This is a genomic window from Paraburkholderia phenazinium (genome assembly GCF_900100735.1).
GTDB classification, from domain to species: Bacteria; Pseudomonadota; Gammaproteobacteria; order Burkholderiales; family Burkholderiaceae; genus Paraburkholderia; species Paraburkholderia phenazinia.
The window spans coordinates 85,055-107,743 of record NZ_FNCJ01000011.1 but is presented as its reverse complement, the minus strand read 5'-3'; the positions used below and the strand labels follow the sequence as shown (position 1 = coordinate 107,743).

The following is a 22,689-nucleotide window of genomic DNA, read 5'->3' as shown; positions in this document are numbered from 1 at the left end:
ATGGGGCGGTTGCAACGGCTCGGCGGCGCCCGCAGGCTTGCCATCGCGGTAGTGCTGGCGGCGGCGTCGACCATGACGATCAACGCCCGCGCCGAAGTGGCCGCGGCCGATCCGATCGACGCGGCGATGCGCGCCTGTCTGGCGCGCAGCGACATGTCCTCGACGGCGGGCCAGTTGCAGTGCATGGAGAAGGCCCGCTTCGGCTGGCAGGCCGCGATGAACACCGCGTGGCAGCAGCTTCTGGCGAAGCTGCCGCCGGCGCGGCGCAAGGTGTGGGAAGAAAGCCAGACGCGCTGGCAGGCGTCGCGCGATGCGCAGGCGCCGCTGCTCGACGCGGTCTTTGCGACGGCGCACGGCGCCATGTACCAGATCGGTGAAGCGGACATGCAACTGCAGCCGGTTCGCGACCGCGCGCTGGCGCTGCGCAGCGCGGCTGCCGGTGCGGCTACCGGCGCGACCGCACCAGTTCGCCCGCGCGCGTGTTCGGCGGATGCACTGTGCGAGCACGCGACCTTCGACATGAACCGCTACTACCACCGTCTGCAGACGAAGCTACCGGCGCGTGCCCGCCCGACCCTGGTGCAGGCACAGCGGGCGTGGAACGCTTATCTGGTGGCGGCGACGGCGGTGACCGACGAGCGCGGCCGGGTGGACATCATCGGCGCGCGGGTGGCGACGCTCAAGCGCCTGTCGGAGACGGTCGGCAACGACTGAACGGGCCACGCGCGGCGGTGCTTGAGGGCACCGCTGTTTGGTGTATCTGTGGGTCGCCTTTGGGTTCGCCCAGCGGTGCGGGCATTAGCTGACCATGAACTGCTCTTCTTCCGGGCCGGGGATGACGAGGGCCGGTTCGCCGAGCAGATCGCGCATGGCGTCCTCGATATAGACGGACATCATGTTGAGGGCGAGGTCGTTGTCGTCGATGCCGAAGGGGTCTTCGAGCTGTGAGGCGATGGCTTCGTGGGCCATGAAGGCATACGCGACGAAGACGGCGAAGACTGGCGTAAAGATGCCGATGCTCTCGACGAGTCCGAACGGCAGCGCCGCGCAGAAGAAGTAGACGGTACGGTGAATCATCACCGAGTAGGCAAAAGGCAGCGGCGTAGAACCGATACGCTCGCATCCGCCGATGACATCCGAGAGTGAATTCAGATTGCGATCGAAGGCCAGCATGGCCATCGGGTCGATGGCGCCTGCGCGCGCCTGGCGGTGCACCCATTCTCCGAGCACGAGCATGAGGGTGGTGGGGCGATAGCGCGATGCCATGACACGTTCAAGCAGGGGCGCGGGCAGGCGCGCGGCCAGCTCTTCGCGGGGATCGGTTTTGCGGAGTTGGTGACGCAGTGCGTGGGGGAGCGCGCTGAGCAACTGCACGAATTCTTTGACTTCGTCGTTGCTTAGTGACTCGCGGGGCAGGGTGAGGGCCTGGCGGGTCATGGAGCGGGCGTCGTTGAGGAGTTGGCCCCAGAGCTTGCGGGCTTCCCACCAGCGGTCGTAGCTGGCGTTGTTTCGGAAACCGAGGAAGACGGCTAGCGCGATGCCGATGAGGGAGAACGGTGTTGTGCTTAGGTTGACCGTGATGTTCAGGATGTGGTCGTGGACGGCCACCGCGACGATCGAGATGCAGAAGATCAGGAAGAGGCGTGGTAGTAGTCGCGGGAGAACCGAGCCGCGCCAGGCTAGCAGCATGCGGAACCAGTGGAGGTGGGGGCGGATGATCATCGCAAGGGGTTTGGTTTTTTTGACCTTCGGTCGGTTTGGGTATTATCGCTCCTGTGGTGTTTGTTTTGCCTGCGGCGGCTCTTTGTTGGTTTGCCTACGGCGTTGGCCTTTCCTTGCATTCTTATCGGTCTATTAGCTTCGCCCCTGTGCGGGGCGGCACTTACTTTCTTTGCCACCGCAAAGAAAGTAAGCAAAGAAAGCGGGCTGACAACCGCCAGCTCGTAGTGAGCCGTCTCGGACTGCCACAGGGAACGGCCCAAGACGAGACCTGCCCTCGCACATTCCCACTCAGTGACACAGCACTCATCCGTTCCAGCGTCGCGCTGCGCGCCCCGCCGCCGGGCAGAACGCCTTCTGCCAATTCCGTAGGTATTCTAACTATTGCGGCTGCCCGCTTTCCCAGGCATACCCATCCGCGACGCACGTAGTGCGGAGTGGGGTGGATGAGCGCTGTGTCACAACCGTGGGAAATGCGAGGGCAGGTCTTGTCTTGGGCCGTTCCCGGTAGCAAACCGAGACGGCTTACTATCAACTAGCGGGGTGAGCCCGCTTTCTTTGCTTACTTTCTTTGCGGCGGCAAAGAAAGTAAGTGCCGCCCCGCACAGGGGCGAAGCTAATAGACCGATAAGAATGCAAGGAAAGGCCAACGCCATAAGAAAACCACAAAACCAAGGCGCCGCAGGCAAAAAGACCAAACCCCTACTTCAAAGCCAGCCGCGCAGCGGCCACAGCCTGACGTACTTGCTCCGGCGCGGTTCCACCAGGATGATTCCGGCTAGCCACAGACCCCTCAAGCGTCAAATACTCAAACACATCCTCCCCGATAAGATGCGCCACATTAGGCAATTCCGCCCGCATCTCATCGAGAGAAAGATCAGCCAAATCGCAATTACGATCAACACAAATCCGCACAGCATGTGCCACAGCCTCATGCGCATCGCGGAACGGCAGGCCACGCTTAACGAGATAATCTGCCAGGTCAGTAGCAGTCGAAAAACCTTGAAGTGCCGCAGCCCGCATAGCCTGCGGCTTAACCGTAATTCCCGCTACCATCTCCGCGAAAATGCGCAGCGTATCGGCAACGGTATCGACCGTGTCAAACAGCGGTTCTTTGTCTTCCTGGTTGTCCTTGTTGTACGCCAGAGGCTGACCCTTCATCAACGTCAGCAAGGCCATCAAGTGACCATTCACGCGCCCCGTCTTGCCGCGTGCCAGCTCGGGTACATCCGGGTTCTTCTTCTGCGGCATGATCGACGAGCCCGTGCAGAAGCGGTCCGCCAGGTCGATAAAGCCCACGCGCGGGCTCATCCACAGCACCAGCTCTTCCGAGAAACGCGACACGTGCGTCATCACCAGCGCCGACGCCGCCGTAAACTCAATCGCAAAGTCGCGATCCGATACCGCGTCCAGCGAGTTAGCGCAAATTCCATCGAAGCCCAGTGTCTTCGCCACCGCGTGGCGGTCGATCGGGTAGCTCGTGCCAGCCAGCGCCGCCGCGCCTAGCGGCAGGCGGTTCACGCGCGTGCGGCAGTCGCGCATGCGCTCGGCGTCGCGGGTGAACATCTCCACGTAGGCCAGCAAGTGGTGGCCGAACGTCACCGGCTGCGCCACCTGCAAATGCGTAAAGCCCGGCATGATCGTTTCAGCGTTCTGCTCCGCCAGGTCGATCAGCGCCGTGCGCAGATCCTTCAGCAAGCCGCCGATCCGGTCGATCTCGCCGCGCAGCCACAAGCGGATATCCGTCGCCACCTGGTCGTTGCGCGAGCGGCCCGTGTGCAGGCGCTTGCCCGCGTCGCCGATCAGCGCCGTCAGGCGAGCTTCGATGTTCAGGTGTACGTCTTCCAGGTCGAGTTGCCATTCGAACTCGCCTCGCTCGATCTCACCCTTGATCTGCGCCATGCCGCGCTGGATGGCCGTCAGGTCGTCGGCGCCGATGATCTTCTGCGCGGCCAGCATCGCGGCGTGCGCCAGCGAACCCTCGATGTCGACGAGCGCCAGTCGCTTGTCGAAGAAAACCGACGACGTGTAGCGCTTGACGAGCTCCGACATCGGCTCCGAGAAGCGAGCCGACCAGGCTTCGCCTTTTTTATGCAGTTGGGACGTCATGGTGTTGGGCAGTTGAGCTGTGAGGAGGCTGAATGCATTCGCCCGCACTGTCGCAGGCGCCGCCGAAGCGTGCAAAGACAGAGATTTTAACACCGGCCGCGGGCCTTAAAGACGCTGCCGGCGACGCGCCGTGCTCGTCGAAGCCCGTCGAAGCCCGTCGAAAGATGGGGGCGGCCAGAGCGGCCATGGCTCGCGTTCCTGTACCGCCAGTTCGCGATCCTCGCGGGATACGGGCTCGAGCCTGCCGTCGATCACTTCAGCGCAGCGCTAATCACATGCGATTTGCATACGACAAAGCGCCTTAATCAGCGTGACGGAAGTCCTTCTGCTGGGCAACGTTTGGAAAACGTTTACTCAATTTGTACTCGCTGATAATATTAGATAAAGACAAGGTGACGCCCGATAATTATGTTTCATAAGGAAAACGTTGCCCAAAGGAATATCTCAAAAATAATCGGCTTGTCAAAACGTTGTGGCATTTCAACCCAGTAGAAAAACGGAGGCAAAATGAAGAGCGGAATCGCGACCTGTTTAATTGGGGCGCTGTTGGTAAGCATGCTGTCGGCGTGCGGCGGCGGGAGCCCCGGCGGCGGAGCGGCGGCAGTTGCTCAAAAGCAAGTGGTTCAAGATGTAGCGCTGCCAGCGCTCAGCACCACCAGTCCGCCGGGGTCGAACTTCGATCTCACGCCGTTTACGCTGCAGTTGCCGACGGGCTCGTCAGGCAAGGTCGACACAGTCAGTGGCGCCAAGCTTGCCGCCGGCTACACGAACCCGTACTACTTCTATACCGACAGCTCGGACGGTTCCATGGTCATGATGGATCCCGCCCAGGGCTGGACTACCTCCGGTTCGCTGCATCCACGAGTCGAATTGCGTGAAAACGCAATCTGGAGCACGGACGGCACCAACAAGCTGGACGCCACGGTCGCCGTGACCCAGGTGCCGAACCACACCACCATCGGCCAGATTTTTCAGGGTAGCGGACCCAGCAAGCCTCTGTGCGAATTGCAGTTCACCTCAAGCGGTGTGGTGCAGCTGTTACTTGAGAGTACTAACCAGGGCGGAAGCTCGACGACGACTGCCATTGCCAGCGTTCCGCTCGGCACGGCGTTCAACTATGAGCTGAGCCTGACCGGCACCACGATTACCGTGACGGTCAACGGGACGGTGAAAACCTTTACGATGGATTCCAGCTTCGATGGCGAAAGTTTCTACTTCAAGGCTGGCGACTACGATCAATCCGCTGTGTCGGGCACGCCTTTGACGACCCCGGGCACCGTCGTCAAGTTCTCCGCTTTGACGCTGACACACCAGTAGGCGTTTCTGTTCATACTGGTCAGGTGTGGCCGAAGTGCCCCGGAAGCGACGGGGCACTACTTCGATCGTTCTTCAGCGCTTACGGCCGCATGTACAACATGCGCACGTTCGATCAGTAGCGCTTATTCGCGCACCAGCACCACCAGTTTCAGATCTTCCCGGTGCGCCGGCTTGAACGTGATCTGGTCGTACACCACTCGGCCATCGCGCGGATGGTTGAATTCGCGTCGGCCGCCTTCGCGTTCGCCCACGTCCTGCGAGGCCCAGAAGCGCGCAAAGGCGTCGCTCGTACTCGTCAGCGTATCGATCAGGCCGCGTGTGGGTGCGTCGCTCAGGTGCCGGATCGAGTCCGCGCGAAACTCCGCGGCGAGCCGCCGTGCCCGGGTTTCCCAGTCAACAATGAGTTCGCGCGCCGCCGGTTCCGTGAACGTGAAACGCAGCAGATTGCGGTCATGGGTGCCGTCCAGCCAGCCCACAAACAGGTCGGCCGCGCGCTCGTTCCAAGCCAGCGCGTTCCATTGCCGGTCCAGCACATAAGCTGGCGCGTTGACGAGTTGCACTGTCTCGAGCAGTGTTGCGGGAGCGTCGGCGGCGGCCGGGTCTGGCTCGGCTGGGTCGCGCTGCGCCGCCAGTTCGAACAGATAGGCCCGTTCGGCGCGCGACAGTTGCAATGCGACGGCGATCCGCGCCAGTGCATCGGCGGAGGCCGACACCGGCCGTCCTTGTTCGATCCACGTGTACCAGGTGGGGCTCACCCCGCACAGTTGCGCGACTTCCTCGCGGCGCAGGCCCGGCGTGCGTCGGCGCGGGCCGGGTGGCAGACCGACTGCCTGCGGCGAAAGCCGTTCGCGGTGGGCGCGGATGAAATCGCCCAGCGCGTGAGCGGGCGTCGCATCGAGCGGGGGCGGGGACGATTCGGCGGAGGGCGGCGTACTCATCGTGTCAGCAAGAGGGGTGTTGGCGATACCAGAATAATTGCTTAACTTGTACTGGTACAGGGTGGGCTCTATTGTAGCGGCTGGAACGGCGCATGCGCGCCGCGATGTGGCTCGCAAGCGATCCCGAGTCACCGTTCCATCCTCGCCACCAAGAGTAAGGGAGCCCTCATGAAGCATCACGATCAGGTCGCCGACGCCTTCGGCTCGACTGCTGCGTCTTATTTGACGAGTCATGTGCACGCCACCGGCGCCGATCTGCAAACGCTGGCGGCGTCCATCGCGGCGACGCCCGGCGCCACGGTGCTCGACATGGGATGCGGCGCCGGGCACGCGAGCTTTGCCGCTGCCCAGCATGCGCAAGCCGTGGTGGCTTATGACATCGCCCCGCAGATGCTCGCCACGGTTGCCGCAGCCGCCAAAGAGCGGGGTCTCGACAACATCCGCACCCAGCAAGGGGCGGCGGAAACCCTGCCGTTCGACGATGCGTCGTTCGACTGGGTCATTAGCCGGATGAGCGCGCATCACTGGCACGACGTGCCGAAGGCGCTGGCCGAAGTGCGGCGCGTGCTGAAGCCGGGCGGCCGGGTGTTGTTCATCGATATCGCCGGCATCGATCATCCGCTGCTCGACACGCATATCCAGGCGGTCGAGGTGCTGCGCGATGCCTCGCATATCCGCGACTATCGCGCGGACGAGTGGCTGGCCTATTTCGCGGCAGCGGGCTTCAAGGCGACGATTCGCGAGCGCTGGCGCCTGCCGATCGAGTTCGCCTCGTGGGTGGCGCGTATGCGTACGCCGGAGCCGCGCGTGGTGGCGATCCGCTCGTTGTGGACCAGCGCGCCAGATGAGGTGCGCCAGTATTTCGATGTGCAGGAGGACGGCTCGTTCAAGCTCGACGCGTTGATGATCGAGGCGAACTGAGGGGCGCCGACGGGCGGAGCATCCGCCCGTCGGCGCAAAACCTGCCTCAACCCGTATTGCGCAGCCCCGCCGCAATACCGTTGATGGTCAGGTGAATCCCGCGCCGCAAGCGCGCATTCGTATCGCCCGCGCGGTGGCGCTTGAGCAGTTCAACCTGCAAGTGATTCAGCGGGTCGAGATACGGGAAGCGGTTCTTGATCGAGCGCGCCAGCAGCGGATTGTCCGCGAGCCGTTCGCTCTTGCCCGTGATCTCGGAGAGCACCTTCGACGTACGCTCCCATTCCGCCACGATGCGCTCGAACACATGCTTGCGCAGCTTCTTGTCGGTCACGAGCGCAGCGTAGCGCGAGGCGACCGCGAGGTCGGTCTTCGCCAGCACCATGTCCATGTTCGACAGCAGGTTCGAGAAGAACGGCCAGGTCTTGTGCATCTTCTTGAGCAGCGCGAGGCGCCGGGCCCGCTCGGCATCGGAGGGCGCGCCGTCCAGATGCGCAGCCACCGCGCTGCCGAAGCCGTACCAGCCGGTCAGCAACAGGCGGCACTGGCCCCACGAGAAGCCCCATGGAATCGCCCGCAGGTCCTCGATCTTGCGCTGCTTCGGATCCTGCAGCTTGCGCGAGGCCGGACGGCTGCCGATGTTCAGCTCGGCGATCTCCGAAATCGGCGTCGACTCGAAGAAATACTCCTTGAAGCCGGGCGTTTCATAGACCAGCGCGCGGTACGAGGCCATCGCCGCGTCGGACAATTGCTGCATCGTTTCCTCGAAGGCCGGCAACTGCGCCGGCGTATTGCCGTGCGGCAGCAGCGAGGCTTCGAGCGTCGCGGCGACCACGGTTTCGAGGTTGCGGCGGCCGATTTCCGGATTGCCGAACTTGCTGGCGATCACTTCGCCCTGTTCGGTCAGACGAATCTGGCCGTCCACGGTGCCCGGCGGCTGCGAGAGGATGGCCTGGTAAGTCGGGCCGCCGCCGCGTCCTACTGTGCCTCCACGGCCATGGAACAGCCGCAGCGTCACGCCGCGTTCGTTGAACAGCGACACCAGCGCGAGTTCGGCGCGGTACAGTTCCCAGTTCGAGGTCAGGAAGCCGCCGTCCTTGTTGCTGTCCGAATAGCCAAGCATGACTTCCTGCTCGCCGCCTTGATGTTCGATCAGCGAATCGACACCCGGCAGCGCGATCAGGTCGCGCATGATGTGCGGAGCGTTTTGCAGGTCGGGGATCGTCTCGAACAGCGGAATCACCATCAGGCCGGCCTTGGCCGGATGGTGCGCGTCGCCGAGGAGCCCATTGAGCAGCCCGGTTTCCTTTTGCAGCAGCATCACTTCCACCAGATCGCTGACGGTTTCCGTGTGCGAGATGATGTAGTTACGCACGGCGCGCGGGCCGAATTTCTCGCGCGTCACGCGGGCGGCTTCGAGCACGCCCAGTTCGCTTTTCACCAGATCCGAATACTCGAGATACGGCGAGCGCAACAGGCGTGGCTGCGCGAGTTCGGATAGCAGCACGCGCAGCTTGTCGGCTTCGGACAGCGCTGCGTAGTCGGCTTCGACGCCGGCGCGCTTGAGCAATTCGGCGATCACCGCTTCGTGGATATCCGAGCTTTGCCGCAAGTCGATGCTGGCAAGGTGGAAGCCGAACACTTCGGCGGCGCGCGCGAGCGGCGACAGGCGCGGACTTGCCAGCGAGGCGCCGTGGTGCTCGGCCAGCGAATCGATCAGTACGTGCAGGTCGCGCGCGAACGCATCGGAGTCCTCGTAGGGTTGCGCGCGCACCGGCGCTGCGCCGCGGCCGGCGCTGCGCAACGGCACTGCGCCTTCGCCCAGGCGTACCCGCGAGCTTGCCGCGAGGCGCGTGTAGATGCCGATCAGCGCGCGGCGGTACGGCTCGTCGACGCGGTGCGGCGACTGGTCCGGCGAGGCGGCCGCCAGTTCCTTCAGCGCGTCGCTCGCGCCCGTCAGCAGGTTCGATACCGACAGCTCGGCGCCGAGCTTGTGCACCTGCTCCAGATAATGTTCGAAGATCACCGCGGCCTGGCGCGTGATGGCTTCTTCGAGCGTGGCGGCCGTGACGTTGGGATTGCCGTCGCGGTCGCCGCCGATCCAGCTGCCCATCTGGAAGAACGCCGGCAGGCGGGCGTCGAGACCGTGCTCGGCGAGCGCAGCTTCGACGTCGGCATACATGGCCGGGATTTCTTCGAGGAAGGTGGCGCGATAGTACGACAGCGCGTTCTCGATTTCGTCGGCCACCGTCAGGCGGGCGTCGCGCAGCATGCGCGTTTGCCACAGCGAGGTGACGCGGGCGCGCAGCATCGCTTCGTTGTGGGCGCGCTCGCGCTCGGTCAACTGCTGGTCGCGCTCGGCGAGCAGCCGCGCAATGTCGTGCTGCGCATCCAGAATGCTTTTGCGCTGCACTTCGGTGGGGTGGGCTGTCAGTACCGGGACGATCAACGCGTCGTTGAAAAACTGCTGCAGGACCGGCGTGGCGGCCGCGTTGGCCTCCATCAGCCGGTCGAGTGCATGAGCGATCGTACCGGCCTGCGAGGTCGAACCGGCCAGCGCGTGAATCCGGTGGCGGCGGTTGCGATGGCGATCTTCAGCAATGTTCGCCAGATGCGAAAAGTAGCTGAATGCCCGCACGACGCTCACGGTCTGCTCGGGGCTCAGCGAGCGCAACTTCTTGTCGAGCGTCTGCGCGGCGCTGCTATCGTCTTCGCGGCGAAAGCGCACCGCCGTTTGCCGGATCGTCTCGACCACGTCGAACACGGCGTCGCCTTCCTGCTCGCGCACCACGTCGCCGAGCAGGCGGCCCAGATAGCGGATGTCCTGGAAAAGCGGCTGGTCCTTGTCTTCACGCGTGCGGCTGCCGGCTTTCGGCGCCGGCGCTACCGTGTCTTTCGACACTTCATGCAGGATCGTGGCGGCCGTGCCGTTGCTGGCCGGCGTGCTGGCGCCGGCTTTGGTCTTCGAGGACTTGCCGGTTTTCGCGGCGCTTGCCGCATTGGCGGCTTTATCGGCCTTCCCGACCTTGGCGGCCTTGGCCGTTTTGACGGCTTGCGCGGTCTTGGCGGGGCGCTCGGCGCTGCGTTTGGCGAGGGCGCTGGACGTGGCCGGTGCGGTAGGGGCGACTACGGGCGCACCCGCAGAACCGTTGAGCGATGCAGTGTTGCGGCGGGCAGGGCGCGCCGATCCGGAAGACGTCACGATGGGTTTCCTCAGGGAAGCCAGGGTCTATTGAGAGATGGACTGCTACTACACGAACTACGCATGAACTACGTACGAACTGCGGGAACTGCAGAAACTTCGGTCACGACGAGAGCGGCAACAAACGCTGCAGGAAGCACGCGGGAGAGGAGAGGCCCCAAGTGCTGTCACGCGGTGCGCCGCATTGCATCATCCCGCATGATGCCTGATAGCGCGCGAACGATCGTGCGTGAACGGCGGCACAGCGATGGCTCGAGGCTTGCGATGCACCCGGCGCGAGCCTGTCTCCTCCAACACCGACGCGCCGGCACGGCCATCGGGCCGCTAAAGCGAGGTAGGGGCGCGTGCTAACATTGTTTGTTATTACCTCCCGTCATCCAGTGACCTTGCAATGAATTCCGAGACGCTTTCGGCGCCACCGCCCTCTACCCTGGTCATCGCTTCGCGGGAAAGCCGCCTCGCGATGTGGCAGGCTGAGCACGTACAGTGTGCGCTGCACAAATTATATCCATCTTGCGACGTAAAAATCCTCGGGATGACGACACGTGGCGATCAGATTCTCGATCGCACCTTATCGAAGGTTGGTGGTAAGGGCCTGTTCGTGAAGGAACTGGAGAACGCGCTGGCCGAAGGCCGTGCCGACCTGGCCGTTCATTCGCTCAAAGACGTGCCGATGGAGCTGCCGCCGGGTTTCGAGCTGTCCACCATCATGGAGCGCGAAGACCCGCGCGATGCCTTCGTTTCGAACGCCTACGATTCCCTCGCGGCATTGCCGGCGGGCAGCGTAGTCGGCACCTCCAGCCTGCGCCGCGAGGCGATGCTGCGCACGCGCTATCCGCAACTGGTCGTGCAACCGTTGCGCGGCAACCTCGATACGCGTCTGGCCAAACTCGACCGTGGCGACTATGCGGCGATCATTCTGGCCGCTGCGGGTCTGAAGCGCCTGGGTCTGGGCGAACGCATCCGCGCCTTGCTCGATCCCGAAGACAGCTTGCCGGCTGCAGGGCAGGGTGCGCTCGGCATCGAGATTCGCGCGGGGCGCCCCGAACTCGCGGCATGGCTCGCGCCGCTGCATCATGAGCACACCGCTGCGGCGGTCGAGGCCGAGCGGATGGTCTCGCGCGCGCTAGGCGGCAGTTGCGAAGTGCCGCTCGCGGCGTATGCCACGTGGCACGACGGCGCGCTGCATCTGCGCGGCATGGTTGCGACGCCTGATGGCCAGAGGGTGCTGAGCGCCCAGGCCTCGGCGCCGGCGCCGACCGTCGAACGCGCGCTGCAGTTGGGCCGCGAGGTTGCGGACGCCCTCGAAAGCCAGGGCGCGCTTGAAATCGTCCGTGCGCTCAGCACGGCGAGCGGTCCGGCGACTGACGCGTGATGGCGGAGCAGGCTAGCGTCAACTCATCCCCCAACTCGCCTGGCAAGGCGCGGTATACGGTTGTGGTCACGCGTCCGGCGGGGCAGTCGGCCGCGCTCGCGGCGCAACTGGCGGCGGCCGGCATTGCCACGCTCGAGTTTCCGCTGATCGACATCGCGCCCGCCGAGGACGCGGGACCGCTGCATGCGGCGCTCGGCGCGCTGGAACGCTATGCGCTAGTGGTGTTCGTCTCGCCCAACGCGGTCGATTACGCGTTCGGCCAGTTCGGCTCGATCTGGCCGCATGCGCTGCCGGTCGGCGTAGTCGGGCCGGGCAGCGTCGCGGCGCTGGCGCGTCACGGCGTAGAAGCGCCGGCGTATCGCGTGATCAGCCCGTCGGCCGCGGAGGACGACGAGGCGGCGCGGTTCGACTCCGAGGGCCTCTTTGCGGCGATCGACGCTGCGCTCGAGGTTGCCTCGCTCGAGGGCAAGCGCGTGCTGATCGTGCGCGGCGACGGCGGCCGCGAGTGGCTGGCCGAGCGTCTGCGTGAAGCAGGCGTGGAAGTGGAGACCGTGGCGGCCTACCGGCGGCTCGTGCCGGAGCCGTCCATCGGCGCCTGGACGCGGGTGCACGAACTGCTGGCGGGCGAGCCGCATGCGTGGCTCGTCACCAGCTCAGAGGGCGTGCGCAATCTGGACGAACTCGCCCGCGAACATCTGAACACCGGCGAAATCGCGCAACTGAAGCGCGCCACCCTCGTCACGCCACACCCACGCATCGCGCAGACCGCGCGCGGACTGGGTTTTGATAGCATTACGGTGTCCGGTGCGGGCGATGAGCGCATTGCCCATGCCTTGCTTCTAGCCGTACCTCCCGTTGTTCAACCGGTACCGACCAACCCGGCTCACTCACGCATGACTGAATCGAACGCATCCACGAACGCTTCACCCCAGCCGGCTACAACCGCTGCGTTGCCGCCCAATCCTCCCTTCACGCCCTACGAAGCGCAACAGCGCCGCAGCGCGAGCGGACCGTTGCTGTGGTTGGTCGTCGTGATCGTCGCCTGTGCCGCCACGGCGGGCGGCATTGCGCTTAATCGCAAGGTGATCCGTCTCGATCAGCAGTTGACCCAGCGTCAGCAGGCCAACGATGCGCAAACCGCCGAACTGCGCGTGAAAACCGATCAGGCGGTGACGACCGTTCACGACATCGATTCGCAGATGTCGCAACTCGACGGCAAGCTGGCCGATGCCCAACAGGCCCAGCAGGCGCTGCAGCAACAGTACGCAGACCTCGCGCGCAATCGCGACGATTGGACCCTCGCCGAAGTGGGGCAAATGCTCTCGAGCGCGAGCCAGCAGTTGCAACTGACGGGCAACACGCAACTCGCGCTGTTCGCACTGCAAAGCGCGGACACGCGTCTTGCGGCGTCAGACTCCCCGCAGGCGCTGGCGGTGCGCAAGGCGATTGCACAGGACATCGACAAGCTGAAGTCCGCCCCTTCGACCGATCTCACGGGCCTCGCCATCAAGCTCGACAACGCGATCGATCAGGTCGACTCACTGCCGCTCGACGGCGAAGCGCTGATCGCTCACACCGTGCCGCACGCCATGCCGCCCGCCGATACCGCCAAGGTCGCGGCGGCTACCGGCGAGCCGCGCTGGAAGGTGTGGTGGCAGGAGTTCTCGGCCGGGATTGGCCAGCAGTTGACGAGCCTCGTGCAGGTGCGCCGCATCGACAATGCCGATGCGATGCTGGTCACGCCGGATCAGGGTTACTTCGTGCGCGAGAACCTGAAGCTGCGCCTGCTGTCGGCGCGTCTCGCGCTGCTCTCGCGTAACCAGACCACGCTGAAGTCCGACCTGCACGCCGCCGACGCGGCGCTCGCGCGGTACTTCGACAACGCCTCCAAACGCACGCAAACCGTGCGCGAACTCGTCAAGGATGTCGACACCGGTTCGGCAGCGGTGGAAGTGCCGAACCTGAATACGAGCCTGCAGGCCGTCAATCAATACCGGAGCCGGGGTTAATCATGGCGATCCGGGGACTCCTGTGGTTGGCGTTGCTGTTTGTCATCGCGGTGGCATTGGCGACGGTCGGGCGCTTCGATACGGGGCAGGTGCTGCTGGTCTATCCGCCGTACCGGGTGGATGTGTCGCTGAACCTGTTCGTGGTCGCGCTGGTGGTGCTGTTTATCGTGGTGTATGCGCTGCTGCGCATCGTGCGCAACATCTGGCGCATGCCGCAGCGCGTGGCCGCTTACCGGGCCCGCTCGCGAGTGGCGAAGGCGCATGCAGCGCTGCGTGATGCGATCGGCAATCTGTACGCCGGACGCTTCTCGCGCGCTGAAAAAGCGGCGCGCGACGCGCTTGCCAATGGCGACAACAAGGGCGCGGCGGGCCTCGTCGCAGCCACCGCGGCGCACCGCATGCACGAGTACGCACGGCGCGACGAATGGCTCGCGCAGATCGACGAAGCGGACTGGCAGGACGCGCGCCTGATGGCGACCGCCGATATGCGTGCGGACGGCCGCGATGCGGACGGCGCGCTGGCCGCGTTGACGGAGATGCAGTCGCAAGGCGGGCGGCGGATTCATGCGCAGCAGATCATGTTGCGCGCGCAGCAGCAGTTGAAGAACTGGAGCGAAGTGCTCAAGCTCGTCAAGACACTGGAAAAGCGCGAGGCAATTCACCCGGCCGTGGCGGTGCGTCTCCGCCAGCTTGCCGCTGAGAACCTGTTGCGTGACCGGCGTCACAACGCGGATGCGCTGCTCGAATTGTGGCATTCGCTATCGCCCACCGAGCGGCACTCGCCGCGTCTCGCCGACCTCGCCGCGGAGTTGCTGGTGGCGCTCGGTCGCCCACACGACGCGCGCAAGATCGTCGAGGAAGCGCTCGCGCAGAACTGGGACGCGCGCCTGTTGCGCCGCTATCCGGACACGACCGGCGGCGATGCCTTGCCGCTGATCCAGAAGGCCGAAGCCTGGCAGAAGGAACGTCCGGACGATGCCGATCTGATGTTCACGCTGGGCCGTCTGTGCCTGCACCAGCAACTATGGGGTAAGGCGCAGTCGTTCCTCGAGGCGGCACTCAAGCTCGCTGACAACGAGACGCTGAAGATCCGTTCTCATCGCGCGCTCGCGCGCTTGCACGAGCAGCTTGGCGATACCGATAGGGCGAGCCAGCACTATCGGGAAAGCGCGCTCGCGATGAATATCGTCTGAGCGCGCGGCGTCTCTATTTGTTGACGAGCTTTGCCGGCACGGAAAGCGCAAGCAGTCCACCCAGCAGCATGAACGCCGCCAGCATGTACATGCCGGAGTCGTTCGCTGCGGTGGCCTGCTTGAGCCAGCCCACCGCATAGGGACTCAGAAAGCCGGCCAGATTGCCGATCGAATTGATCATCGCAATCCCTGCCGCCGCGCCGGTGCCGGCAAGAAACGCAGTGGGCAAACTCCAGAACAGCGGCAGCGTGGTGAGGATGCCCATGGTGGCGAGCGTAAGCGAAGCCATCGCCAGCAGCGTGTTATGCGCCCACACCACGGACAGCACCAGGCCGATCGCTCCTGCCAGTGCCGGTAGCGCGATATGCCAGCGCCGCTCGCGCCGGTGGTCCGCGCTGCGCGACACCAGCACCATTCCCACCACCGCCGCCGCAAACGGGATGGCCGAGAGCAGGCCGATCATGAACGCATCGGTCACGCCGGTCGCCTTGATGATGGTCGGCAGCCAGAAGCTCACGCCGTACAGCCCCATCACGAACGAGAAATAGATCAGGCTCATTAGCCAGACGCGCGGGCTGGCGAACACCTGGCGGATCGGCAGGTCATGCTTGGCCGCGTCTTCGGTGGAGATATTGCTTTCCAGCAGTTGCCGTTCTTCCGGCGTGAGCCAGGTGGCCTTGGCGATGCGGTCGTCGAGCACGACGAACACCAGAACGCCCACCACGATGGACGGGATGCCTTCGAGCAGGAACAGCCACTGCCAGCCATGCCAGCCGTTGGCGCCGTTGAAGGTCTTCAGGATGTAGCCCGACACCGGTCCGCCGATTACGCCCGACAGCGCAATGGCGGTCATGAACCAGGTGGTCATGCGGCCGCGCCGGTGCGCCGGATACCAGTAGGTCAGATACAGGATGATGCCGGGGAAGAAGCCCGCCTCGGCTAGGCCCAGCAGGAAGCGCATGACGTAGAACATGGTGGGCGTGGTGACGAACATCGTCAGCATCGAGATCACGCCCCACGACACCATGATCCGCGCAATCCACACCCGCGCGCCGACCTTGTGCAGGATCACGTTGCTGGGGATTTCGAAGATGAAGTAGCCCAGAAAGAAGATGCCTGCGCCGAAGCCGTAGACCGCATCGCTGAGGTTGAGATCCGTGGTCATCTGCAGCTTGGCGAAGCCGACGTTCACGCGATCGAGGTATGCCACCACGTAGCACAGCATCAGGAGCGGCGTGAGGCGCCACGCGACCTTGCGGTAGGTTGCTTCCTCGAAGGTGGATGGCGGCGCGCCCGCGCCGGGATGGTGAAGCGGATTCGCAGGACTGCCCATCGTGGTGTCTCCTCGTTTTCTTGTGGATTTGGGTGCCGCCGGGTTTTACATGGTGTTACCTGGTGTTGCCACCGCGAATTCCAATCACCTAGACGCAGCGACCGCCGTCCACCTCCAGGCACACGCCGGTGATGAACTCCGCTTCGTCCGAGGCCAGATAGAGACAGGCGTTGGCGATGTCCTGCGGGGTCGAGAGGCGGCCGAGCGGAATCCCCGCGAGAAAGCGCTTGCGGTTTTCCGGCGTATCTTCGACGCCCATGAACTCCGACAGCAAACCGGTTTCGCCCATCACGGGGTTGACGCAGTTGACGCGGATGCGCTCGGGGCCCAGTTCGGCCGCGAGCGCCTTGCTGGCGATGATCACCGCGCCCTTGCTGCCGTTGTACCAGACGAGGCCGGGCCGCGGGCGCACGCCCGCCGTGGATGCGATGTTGATGAACACGCCGCCGCCTTGCTGGCGGAAGTACGGCACGAAGGCCTGCACGCTCCAGTAGAGGCTTTTCACGTTGACCGCATAGACGCGGTCGAACTCGGCCTCCGTCACCTCGAGCACGGGCTTGTTGCGATGCGTGGTGCCGGCGTTGTTGACGACCACCTGGACACTGCCGAAGTCCTCGAGCGCGGCCTCGCGCAGGCGGGTCCAGTCGTCGCTGCGGGTGACGTCGCCGGCCACCGCGATGGCCTTGCCGCCCGCCAGCGCGATTTCGCTGGCAACGCGTTCGGCCGCCGGCCCGTTCAGATCGTTCACCACGACGTTGGCGCCTTCGCGCGCGAAGGTCTTGGCAATGCCCTCGCCGAAACCCGAGCCGCCACCGGTGACGATGGCCGTTTTACCTGTCAAACGCATGATGTCTCCGTTTTTATGTTGATCCTTGTTGGCCGTGCTCTGCATTAGCCGTGGCGGATCGCAACCGTCTTCAGCACCGTAAATCCGTACAGTGCCTCGAAGCCTTTTTCGCGCCCGTGACCCGAATGCTTGACGCCGCCGAACGGCAATTCCACGCCGCCGCCCGCGCCGTAATTGTTGATGAACACCTGGCCCGAGCGCACCCGCCGCGCAAGCCGCAACTGGCGCGCGCCGTCGCGCGTCCAGATGCCGGCGACCAACCCATACTTCGTGCCATTCGCGAGCGCCACCGCTTCGTCCTCGTCGGCGAAGGCCATCGCCGCGAGCACGGGACCGAACACCTCCTCATGCGCGAGGCGGTGGCCTGGCGGCACGTCGCGCAGCAAGGCCGGGGCCTGGTAGAAGCCGGTTTCCGGCGCGTCGTGGATCACTTCGCCGTGGGCCGCCATGGCGATCCCGTCGTGATGCGCGTCGGAGAGAAAATCCCATACGCGTTGCTGCTGTTTGGCGCTGATGAGCGGGCCGCAGTCGAGATCGGCATGGGCGGGCCCGACCCGCAGCGCATTGAAGGCCGTGGCGAGTCGCTCGAGCAGCGGCTCATAGACTGCGCGCTCGATCAGCACCCGGCTGCCTGCCGAACAGGTCTGTCCGGCGTTCTGCACGATGGCCGAGACGAGTACCGGCAACGCCGCATCGAGATCCGCATCGGCGAAGACGATCTGCGGCGACTTGCCGCCCAGTTCGAGGGTGACGGGCACGTGGTTTTCCGCCGCCATCTGCACGACCAGCTTGCCGGTTTCCGGCGAGCCGGTGAACGAGATGTGGTCGATGCCGGCATGGCTTGCAAGCGCGGCGCCCGCCTCATGGCCGTAACCGGTGACGATGTTCAGCGCGCCAGCCGGCAAGCCGGCCTCGGCAGCGAGTTCGGCCACCCGCAGCACCGACAGGCAGGCGTCCTCGGCCGGCTTGACGACGCATGCGTTGCCCGCCGCGAGCGCCGCGCCGACGCTGCGGCCGAAGATCTGCATGGGGTAGTTCCACGGCACGATGTGGCCCGTTACGCCGTGCGGCTCGCGCACGGTGAAGACGGTGTAGCCGGCCTGATAGGGGAGAGTCTCGCCGTGCAGTTTGTCGGCGGCGCCTGCGTAGAACTCGAAATAGCGGCCTAGCGCCGCCGCGTCTGCGCGTGCCTGGCGCAGCGGTTTGCCGGTGTCGCGCGCTTCGAGTTGCGCGAGTTCTTCATGACGCGCGGCGACCAGCATGGAAAGCCGGTACAGGATGCGTCCGCGTTCGGCTGCGCTGGCTGCCCCCCAGGCGCCTTCGAAGGCGCGCCGCGCCGCCTCTACCGCGGCGTCGATATCCGCGGCGGTGCCGCGGGCCAATTGCGTGAACGGCTGTCCGTCGGACGGATCGAGCACGGGAATCGTCTCGCCCCCGAGAGGGGCGGTCCATTCGCTGCCGATGAAGTGCTTCGCTTCTTCCATGCATGCTCCTGGCTGAAAAGGCTTCCGAGGCGCCCGCGAGTGCATCTGCAAGGGCGCCCGCAATCCCGCGTTCGCCCTCGTCCTGACGCGCGGTGCAGCGATGCGGTTGCAACGATTATCGCGCCGATCGTCACGGCGGTGCCATCGGCCGATTGGCTATAATGCTGTATTCCGCACTTGCGGCCCGCGGTGCCTTGTCTGATCTGAGTCAGACGCTGCAGCGCGCGCTGTGTTCCGACTTCCATCCTGATCAGAGAGCGCTCATGAGCTTCAATCACGTCCCCGCAGGGAAAGACCTCCCGCACGATTTCAACGTCATCATCGAAATCCCGGCGCAAAGCGATCCGGTGAAGTACGAAGCAGACAAGGATCTGGGCCTGCTCGTCGTCGACCGTTTCATCAGCACCGGCATGCGCTATCCGGCCAACTACGGCTTCATTCCGCAAACGCTGTCCGGCGACGGCGACCCGGTCGACGTGCTGGTGATTACGCCGTTCCCGCTGCTGGCTGGCTCGGTCGTGCGTGCGCGCGCGCTCGGCATGCTGCAAATGACGGACGAATCGGGCGTTGATGCCAAGCTGATCGCCGTGCCGCACGACAAGGTCTGCCCGATGACGGCAACGCTGAAGTCGATCGACGACGTGCCGGCGTATCTGAAAGACCAGATCAAGCACTTCTTCGAGCAATACAAGGCGCTCGAAAAGGGCAAGTGGGTGAAGGTCGAAGGCTGGGCAGATATCGATGCCGCCCACAAGGAAATCAGCGAAGGCGTGGCGAACTACAAGAAGTAAAGCAGCGCATTCGCGAAGTGAAAGCGTCAATTCACTGAAGCGAATGCCTCGCAGAGGTCGAGAGGCAAGCTGTTCTGGTTTGCCTCTCCATTGCACCGGGTTCCACCCGCCGCATTAAGGGTTTTCGCGCCGCGCCAGCGGGCTTCCCGCAAACGGGTCGTCACGCCAGTTGACCGTATCTCGCTTCGACTGGGTGGCTGCGGGCTGCTTCGACGACATTTGAAAATGCTCGATCGATTGTCCCGCACTCGTCGCCGCTTTCAGCCATTGCGGCATTTCTCCTTCACCGCTCCAGATATCGCCGGTTGCACTGCGGTAGCGCGCTTGCGCTTGCTTTTCTTGATCGCTTGCCAGTGCTGAAGCCAGGTCGTCTGCGGTAATACCAAACTCTGCCATGCGGTGGCGGAGGTAGGCGATGATGCTGTCGCGCTTCCTTTCGTCCATGGGATATACGTCCTTCAAATGGTTTTTCCGGCCCCAATGGGAGCACGGTGTGCGGGATATGCCGCGAATGGGGTGAATAACTGCGCCTGGCGTTGCCGCCGTCTGCCTCGTTTAGCCACGCTCAGCCACGTTTAGGCCCGCGCGTCATGCGCTGGGCGATTCTTGCTCTTCTGTTTCCACGATTACTTCCGCTTCGGCTTCCTCAGCCACCACCGCCGGCATAACCGATTCGAGGGTGCGTGCGCCCGCCGCCAAGGCGCGTTTTTCAGGCGCCGGCAATCGCTTGACCCAATATTCGGCGCGCGACGCGCTTGAGCGGTTCGCCAATTCGAACGATGCCAGCACCTGTACCGGTTTGCGGGAGCGCGTGTAACGCGCGCCGGTGCCGTTCAGATGTTTTTCGAAGCGCGCCTCTACGTCGACGGCAATGCCGGTATAAACGCTACCGTCAGCGCATTCGATCAAATAGAGAAACCACGGCATGGGTGCAGCCAATTCGATGGGGACGGCAGAAAAAAGGGCGGGTTGACGGCCCATAGCGCGGGGAAACAGGCGCTTCAGGTGCAAAGTGTCCCACAGAAATGGTTTGTCGTGGTTACAGCGTGGTGGCGAGGGGCAAAGTATTTTGCCGCGCCTCCTTAAAACCACGCCATTTAACTCTTGAACGGATTATGGTCGCGCAACTCGTCGACGTAGGCATGAATGCTGTTTGTCTCATTGTCGAGAAAGCGCGCCACCGCATCCGAGAACGCCGGATGAGCGAGCCAGTGCGTCGAACGGGTGACCGTGGGCAGGAAGCCGCGTGCCATCTTGTGCTCTCCTTGCGCGCCGCCCTCGAATACCGCGAGCTTCTCTTCGATGCAGAATTCTAGAGGCTGATAATAGGCGGTCTCGAAGTGCAGGCACGGCACATGTTCGAGCGCGCCCCAGTAGCGGCCATACAGCGTGCCGCCGGTCTTGTCGTCGCGCTGATATACGACGAGAGAACTGGCAATCGGCTTACCGTCGTATTCCGCGATCACGAGCAGTAGGTTCTCCGGCATCGTCGCGCCGATAGTGCGGAAGAACTCCAGATTCAGATACGGACTCGAAAAGTGCTCGCGATAGGTCTGCTTGTAGCACTTGGCGAAGAACCGCCATTGCGCATCGCTGATATCTTCGCCGCGCACGCGGCGCATCGTGACGCCCGCTTCGCGCACCTTGCGGCGCTCGGCGCGAATGTTCTTGCGCTTCTTCTGCTCGAGCGTCGAGAGGAAGTCGTCGAAGTCGCGATAGCCGTCGTTGAGCCAGTGAAACTGCACCCCCTCGCGCTGCATCATGCCGATTTCGGTGAGCGCCTCGGCCTCGCTGGCGGTCGGAAACAGCACATGCAGCGACGATACGTCCGCCTGTTCAGCAAACGCCATCAGCGTGGCTGCCAGATGGCGCAGCGCATGCGGGTCGGCAGCCAGCAGCCGGTTGCCCTGCACCGGCGTGAACGGCACGGCGCATAGCAGCTTCGGATAGTAGGTCAGGCCGTTGCGCTTGTAGGCGTCGGCCCATGCCCAGTCGAACACATATGTACCCACCTTCTTTTAAGCCATTTTTTGAACGGGTTGAACTTGCCATCAATGTAAGGTGGTTTAGGGCCCGAAGCTAGGCTTGGGGTGGCTTTTCTGCTCTTCATTTTATGGATTGGGCAAGCCGGCGTAGCCGGCGCGTCAGGTATTCGAGTGTGTGCAACTTCGGAACCGCCGTTAGGCGGCTGTCCACGCCCTTGTGGTGTGGGCAGCGGAGTTGTGCACACGGGGAGCGGACAGGAACCGAAGCGGCTTCGACTGGATTCTCCCAAACCATCGTGAACTTCACGTTTAGCCGCATTTCTGGATGCCTCGACGGGACCGTCTTGGTTCCCTAGGTGCTGATGAGCACTGCTGGGTCAACCTCCAATCCCTCGGCCAGCCTTTGAAGGTTGTCGAGCGTGATGTTTGTCACCGCCCGCTCAACCTGGCTCACGTATGTGCGGTGAAATCCGCACTGCTCGCTGAGAACTTCTTGGGAGATATCCTTTTCCAGCCGTAGTCGACGGACATGCTCAGCCAATCGGCGCCGCAAGTATGGGTCGATTTCTTTGTTAACAAATTCGCTCATGCCCGGGAGATTGGCGGAACACTATGTTCACGTCTACCGTGTATTCGTCTACTGTCTAAACATCTACTGTTTAAACGTATATACTGAAGGGGCGCGGTTAGAGGTGTTCCCGTCGGCGCGGATGCGGAGAGGTTCGGAGTTCGCGGCCTCAGCGTCACTTGCTAAATGAACTATCGGCTCGTGAATGAGGCTTCTCGTTGCTACCGCTATTTGTTGCATAAGGTACAAAAGAAGGAAGTAGTCCAGTGAACGCTAGCAATGGATGCGCTCGTGCGGAGGCGCTCGGTGACACGCACGCGATTGTCAAGGAATCACGTCCGTGGATGGCTATCGAGCAGCAACAGAAACTATTTTCGCGATACCCGTTGTTCTTCCGCTCAGTGCGCTATCCCGAGGTGTACCCGTCGAATCTCGCGTTTTTTGGTATCCAGTGCGGCCTTGGGTGGTATCCGATTATCGAAGCAGCTGCGCAAGAGATAGAGGCGGAGCTTCGCTCGATGTGGTGCGAGCAAGCTCCGAGTATCGAGAACATGGCGTCGCTGGACTACCAGCTACTGATGGACGAGAGTGCCGTGTTTCCGGTCATTCCATTTTGCGTTGATATTCGCGAAACAGAAGGACGACTCCAGATTCCGCTGCTCACTGGCTACTTATGCGATGAGGACGTGTGGCCTCGCATTGTTGGGTCTGCAGAAAAAGCGATGCGCATGGCCCGTGGCGTCTGCGAGCGTTGCGGAAAGCCAGGGAAGCTAAGGAAAATTTACTGGCATCACGTCTACTGCGACGAATGCTCAGCGCCCTTGCACTTCGAGAGTCCCGAAGAGCCAGCAGAACGATGAGGAAGCCGAACGGAGTCGTCGTAGTCAATGCTCGACCAGGT

18 protein-coding genes and 1 pseudogene are annotated in these 22,689 nt (G+C 63.6%); 8 read left to right on the top strand and 11 right to left on the bottom strand.

From position 1 onward, the window contains the following. Nucleotides 1-714, top strand: coding sequence for a lysozyme inhibitor LprI family protein (locus BLQ92_RS23320; RefSeq protein ID WP_090686904.1), 714 nt, complete (start codon nt 1-3; stop codon nt 712-714). 84 nt (nt 715-798) lie between these two features. On the opposite strand, the gene BLQ92_RS23315 is transcribed toward BLQ92_RS23320, so the two are convergent. Next, on the bottom strand, nt 799-1,722 hold the full coding sequence (locus BLQ92_RS23315) for a bestrophin family protein (protein WP_090686902.1): 924 nt from the start codon (nt 1,720-1,722) through the stop codon (nt 799-801). Nucleotides 1,723-2,421: 699 nt separating this feature from the next. Next, nucleotides 2,422-3,828 carry an argininosuccinate lyase gene (argH, locus tag BLQ92_RS23305; protein WP_090686897.1) on the bottom strand — a complete coding sequence of 469 codons (1,407 nt, stop codon included), beginning with the start codon at nt 3,826-3,828 and terminating at the stop codon, nt 2,422-2,424. 507 nt (nt 3,829-4,335) lie between these two features. Between argH and BLQ92_RS23300 the strand changes: the two genes are divergently transcribed. Beyond that, complete coding sequence (locus tag BLQ92_RS23300; RefSeq protein ID WP_090686894.1) at nt 4,336-5,145, top strand: polysaccharide lyase family 7 protein; 810 nt, start codon at nt 4,336-4,338, stop codon at nt 5,143-5,145. Nucleotides 5,146-5,267: 122 nt separating this feature from the next. Here the strand turns inward: BLQ92_RS23300 and BLQ92_RS23295 are convergent, their stop codons facing one another. Continuing rightward, on the bottom strand, nt 5,268-6,083 hold the full coding sequence (locus BLQ92_RS23295; protein ID WP_090686892.1) for a helix-turn-helix transcriptional regulator: 816 nt from the start codon (nt 6,081-6,083) through the stop codon (nt 5,268-5,270). A gap of 168 nt (nt 6,084-6,251) precedes the next feature. Between BLQ92_RS23295 and BLQ92_RS23290 the strand changes: the two genes are divergently transcribed. Further along, complete coding sequence (locus BLQ92_RS23290; RefSeq protein ID WP_090686890.1) at nt 6,252-7,004, top strand: class I SAM-dependent methyltransferase; 753 nt, start codon at nt 6,252-6,254, stop codon at nt 7,002-7,004. Between the two features lie 46 nt (nt 7,005-7,050). Here BLQ92_RS23290 and ppc read toward each other — a convergent pair whose 3' ends face one another. Then, nucleotides 7,051-10,203, bottom strand: coding sequence for a phosphoenolpyruvate carboxylase (gene ppc, locus BLQ92_RS23285; protein WP_090686889.1), 3,153 nt, complete (start codon nt 10,201-10,203; stop codon nt 7,051-7,053). A gap of 391 nt (nt 10,204-10,594) precedes the next feature. Here ppc and hemC point away from each other — a divergent pair, with 391 nt between their 5' ends. The 3 genes from hemC to BLQ92_RS23270 are packed head-to-tail and all read left to right on the top strand — an operon-like array spanning nt 10,595 to nt 14,780. Beyond that, nucleotides 10,595-11,578, top strand: a complete 984-nt coding sequence (hemC, locus tag BLQ92_RS23280; protein WP_090686888.1) for a hydroxymethylbilane synthase — start codon at nt 10,595-10,597, stop codon at nt 11,576-11,578. Continuing rightward, nucleotides 11,578-13,587, top strand: coding sequence for a fused uroporphyrinogen-III synthase HemD/membrane protein HemX (gene hemDX / locus BLQ92_RS23275; protein WP_090686887.1), 2,010 nt, complete (start codon nt 11,578-11,580; stop codon nt 13,585-13,587). The genes hemC and hemDX overlap by 1 nt, the downstream gene beginning before the upstream one ends. Nucleotides 13,588-13,589: 2 nt before the next feature. Continuing rightward, complete coding sequence (locus BLQ92_RS23270) at nt 13,590-14,780, top strand: heme biosynthesis protein HemY (RefSeq protein ID WP_090686886.1); 1,191 nt, start codon at nt 13,590-13,592, stop codon at nt 14,778-14,780. Between the two features lie 13 nt (nt 14,781-14,793). On the opposite strand, the gene BLQ92_RS23265 is transcribed toward BLQ92_RS23270, so the two are convergent. From BLQ92_RS23265 to BLQ92_RS23255, 3 genes are all read right to left on the bottom strand, one after another. Continuing rightward, nucleotides 14,794-16,113, bottom strand: a complete 1,320-nt coding sequence (locus BLQ92_RS23265) for an MFS transporter (RefSeq protein ID WP_090686885.1) — start codon at nt 16,111-16,113, stop codon at nt 14,794-14,796. 88 nt (nt 16,114-16,201) lie between these two features. Further along, entirely contained in the window at nt 16,202-16,960 is a 759-nt protein-coding gene (locus BLQ92_RS23260) for an SDR family oxidoreductase (protein WP_090687208.1), read from the bottom strand. 44 nt (nt 16,961-17,004) lie between these two features. Further along, nucleotides 17,005-18,444 carry an aldehyde dehydrogenase family protein gene (locus BLQ92_RS23255; RefSeq protein WP_090686884.1) on the bottom strand — a complete coding sequence of 480 codons (1,440 nt, stop codon included), beginning with the start codon at nt 18,442-18,444 and terminating at the stop codon, nt 17,005-17,007. 263 nt (nt 18,445-18,707) lie between these two features. Between BLQ92_RS23255 and ppa the strand changes: the two genes are divergently transcribed. Then, complete coding sequence (gene ppa / locus BLQ92_RS23250) at nt 18,708-19,235, top strand: inorganic diphosphatase (protein ID WP_090687206.1); 528 nt, start codon at nt 18,708-18,710, stop codon at nt 19,233-19,235. 114 nt (nt 19,236-19,349) lie between these two features. Here the strand turns inward: ppa and BLQ92_RS23245 are convergent, their stop codons facing one another. The 4 genes and pseudogenes from BLQ92_RS23245 to BLQ92_RS23230 all read right to left on the bottom strand — a co-directional run bounded on the left by BLQ92_RS23245 (nt 19,350) and on the right by BLQ92_RS23230 (nt 21,809). After that, nucleotides 19,350-19,679 carry an H-NS histone family protein gene (locus BLQ92_RS23245; protein ID WP_090686883.1) on the bottom strand — a complete coding sequence of 110 codons (330 nt, stop codon included), beginning with the start codon at nt 19,677-19,679 and terminating at the stop codon, nt 19,350-19,352. A 144-nt stretch (nt 19,680-19,823) separates the two neighbouring features. Continuing rightward, nucleotides 19,824-20,162 (bottom strand): GIY-YIG nuclease family protein, encoded by a 339-nt coding sequence (locus BLQ92_RS23240; protein WP_090686882.1) that lies wholly within the window; start codon nt 20,160-20,162, stop codon nt 19,824-19,826. Nucleotides 20,163-20,332: 170 nt separating this feature from the next. Continuing rightward, nucleotides 20,333-21,244 (bottom strand): annotated as a pseudogene (locus BLQ92_RS23235) (GNAT family N-acetyltransferase); the annotation flags it as partial. Nucleotides 21,245-21,572: 328 nt separating this feature from the next. Further along, nucleotides 21,573-21,809, bottom strand: coding sequence for a helix-turn-helix domain-containing protein (locus BLQ92_RS23230; RefSeq protein ID WP_090686881.1), 237 nt, complete (start codon nt 21,807-21,809; stop codon nt 21,573-21,575). Between the two features lie 245 nt (nt 21,810-22,054). Between BLQ92_RS23230 and BLQ92_RS23225 the strand changes: the two genes are divergently transcribed. After that, complete coding sequence (locus tag BLQ92_RS23225) at nt 22,055-22,648, top strand: hypothetical protein (RefSeq protein WP_143016658.1); 594 nt, start codon at nt 22,055-22,057, stop codon at nt 22,646-22,648. Nucleotides 22,649-22,689 lie beyond the last annotated feature (41 nt).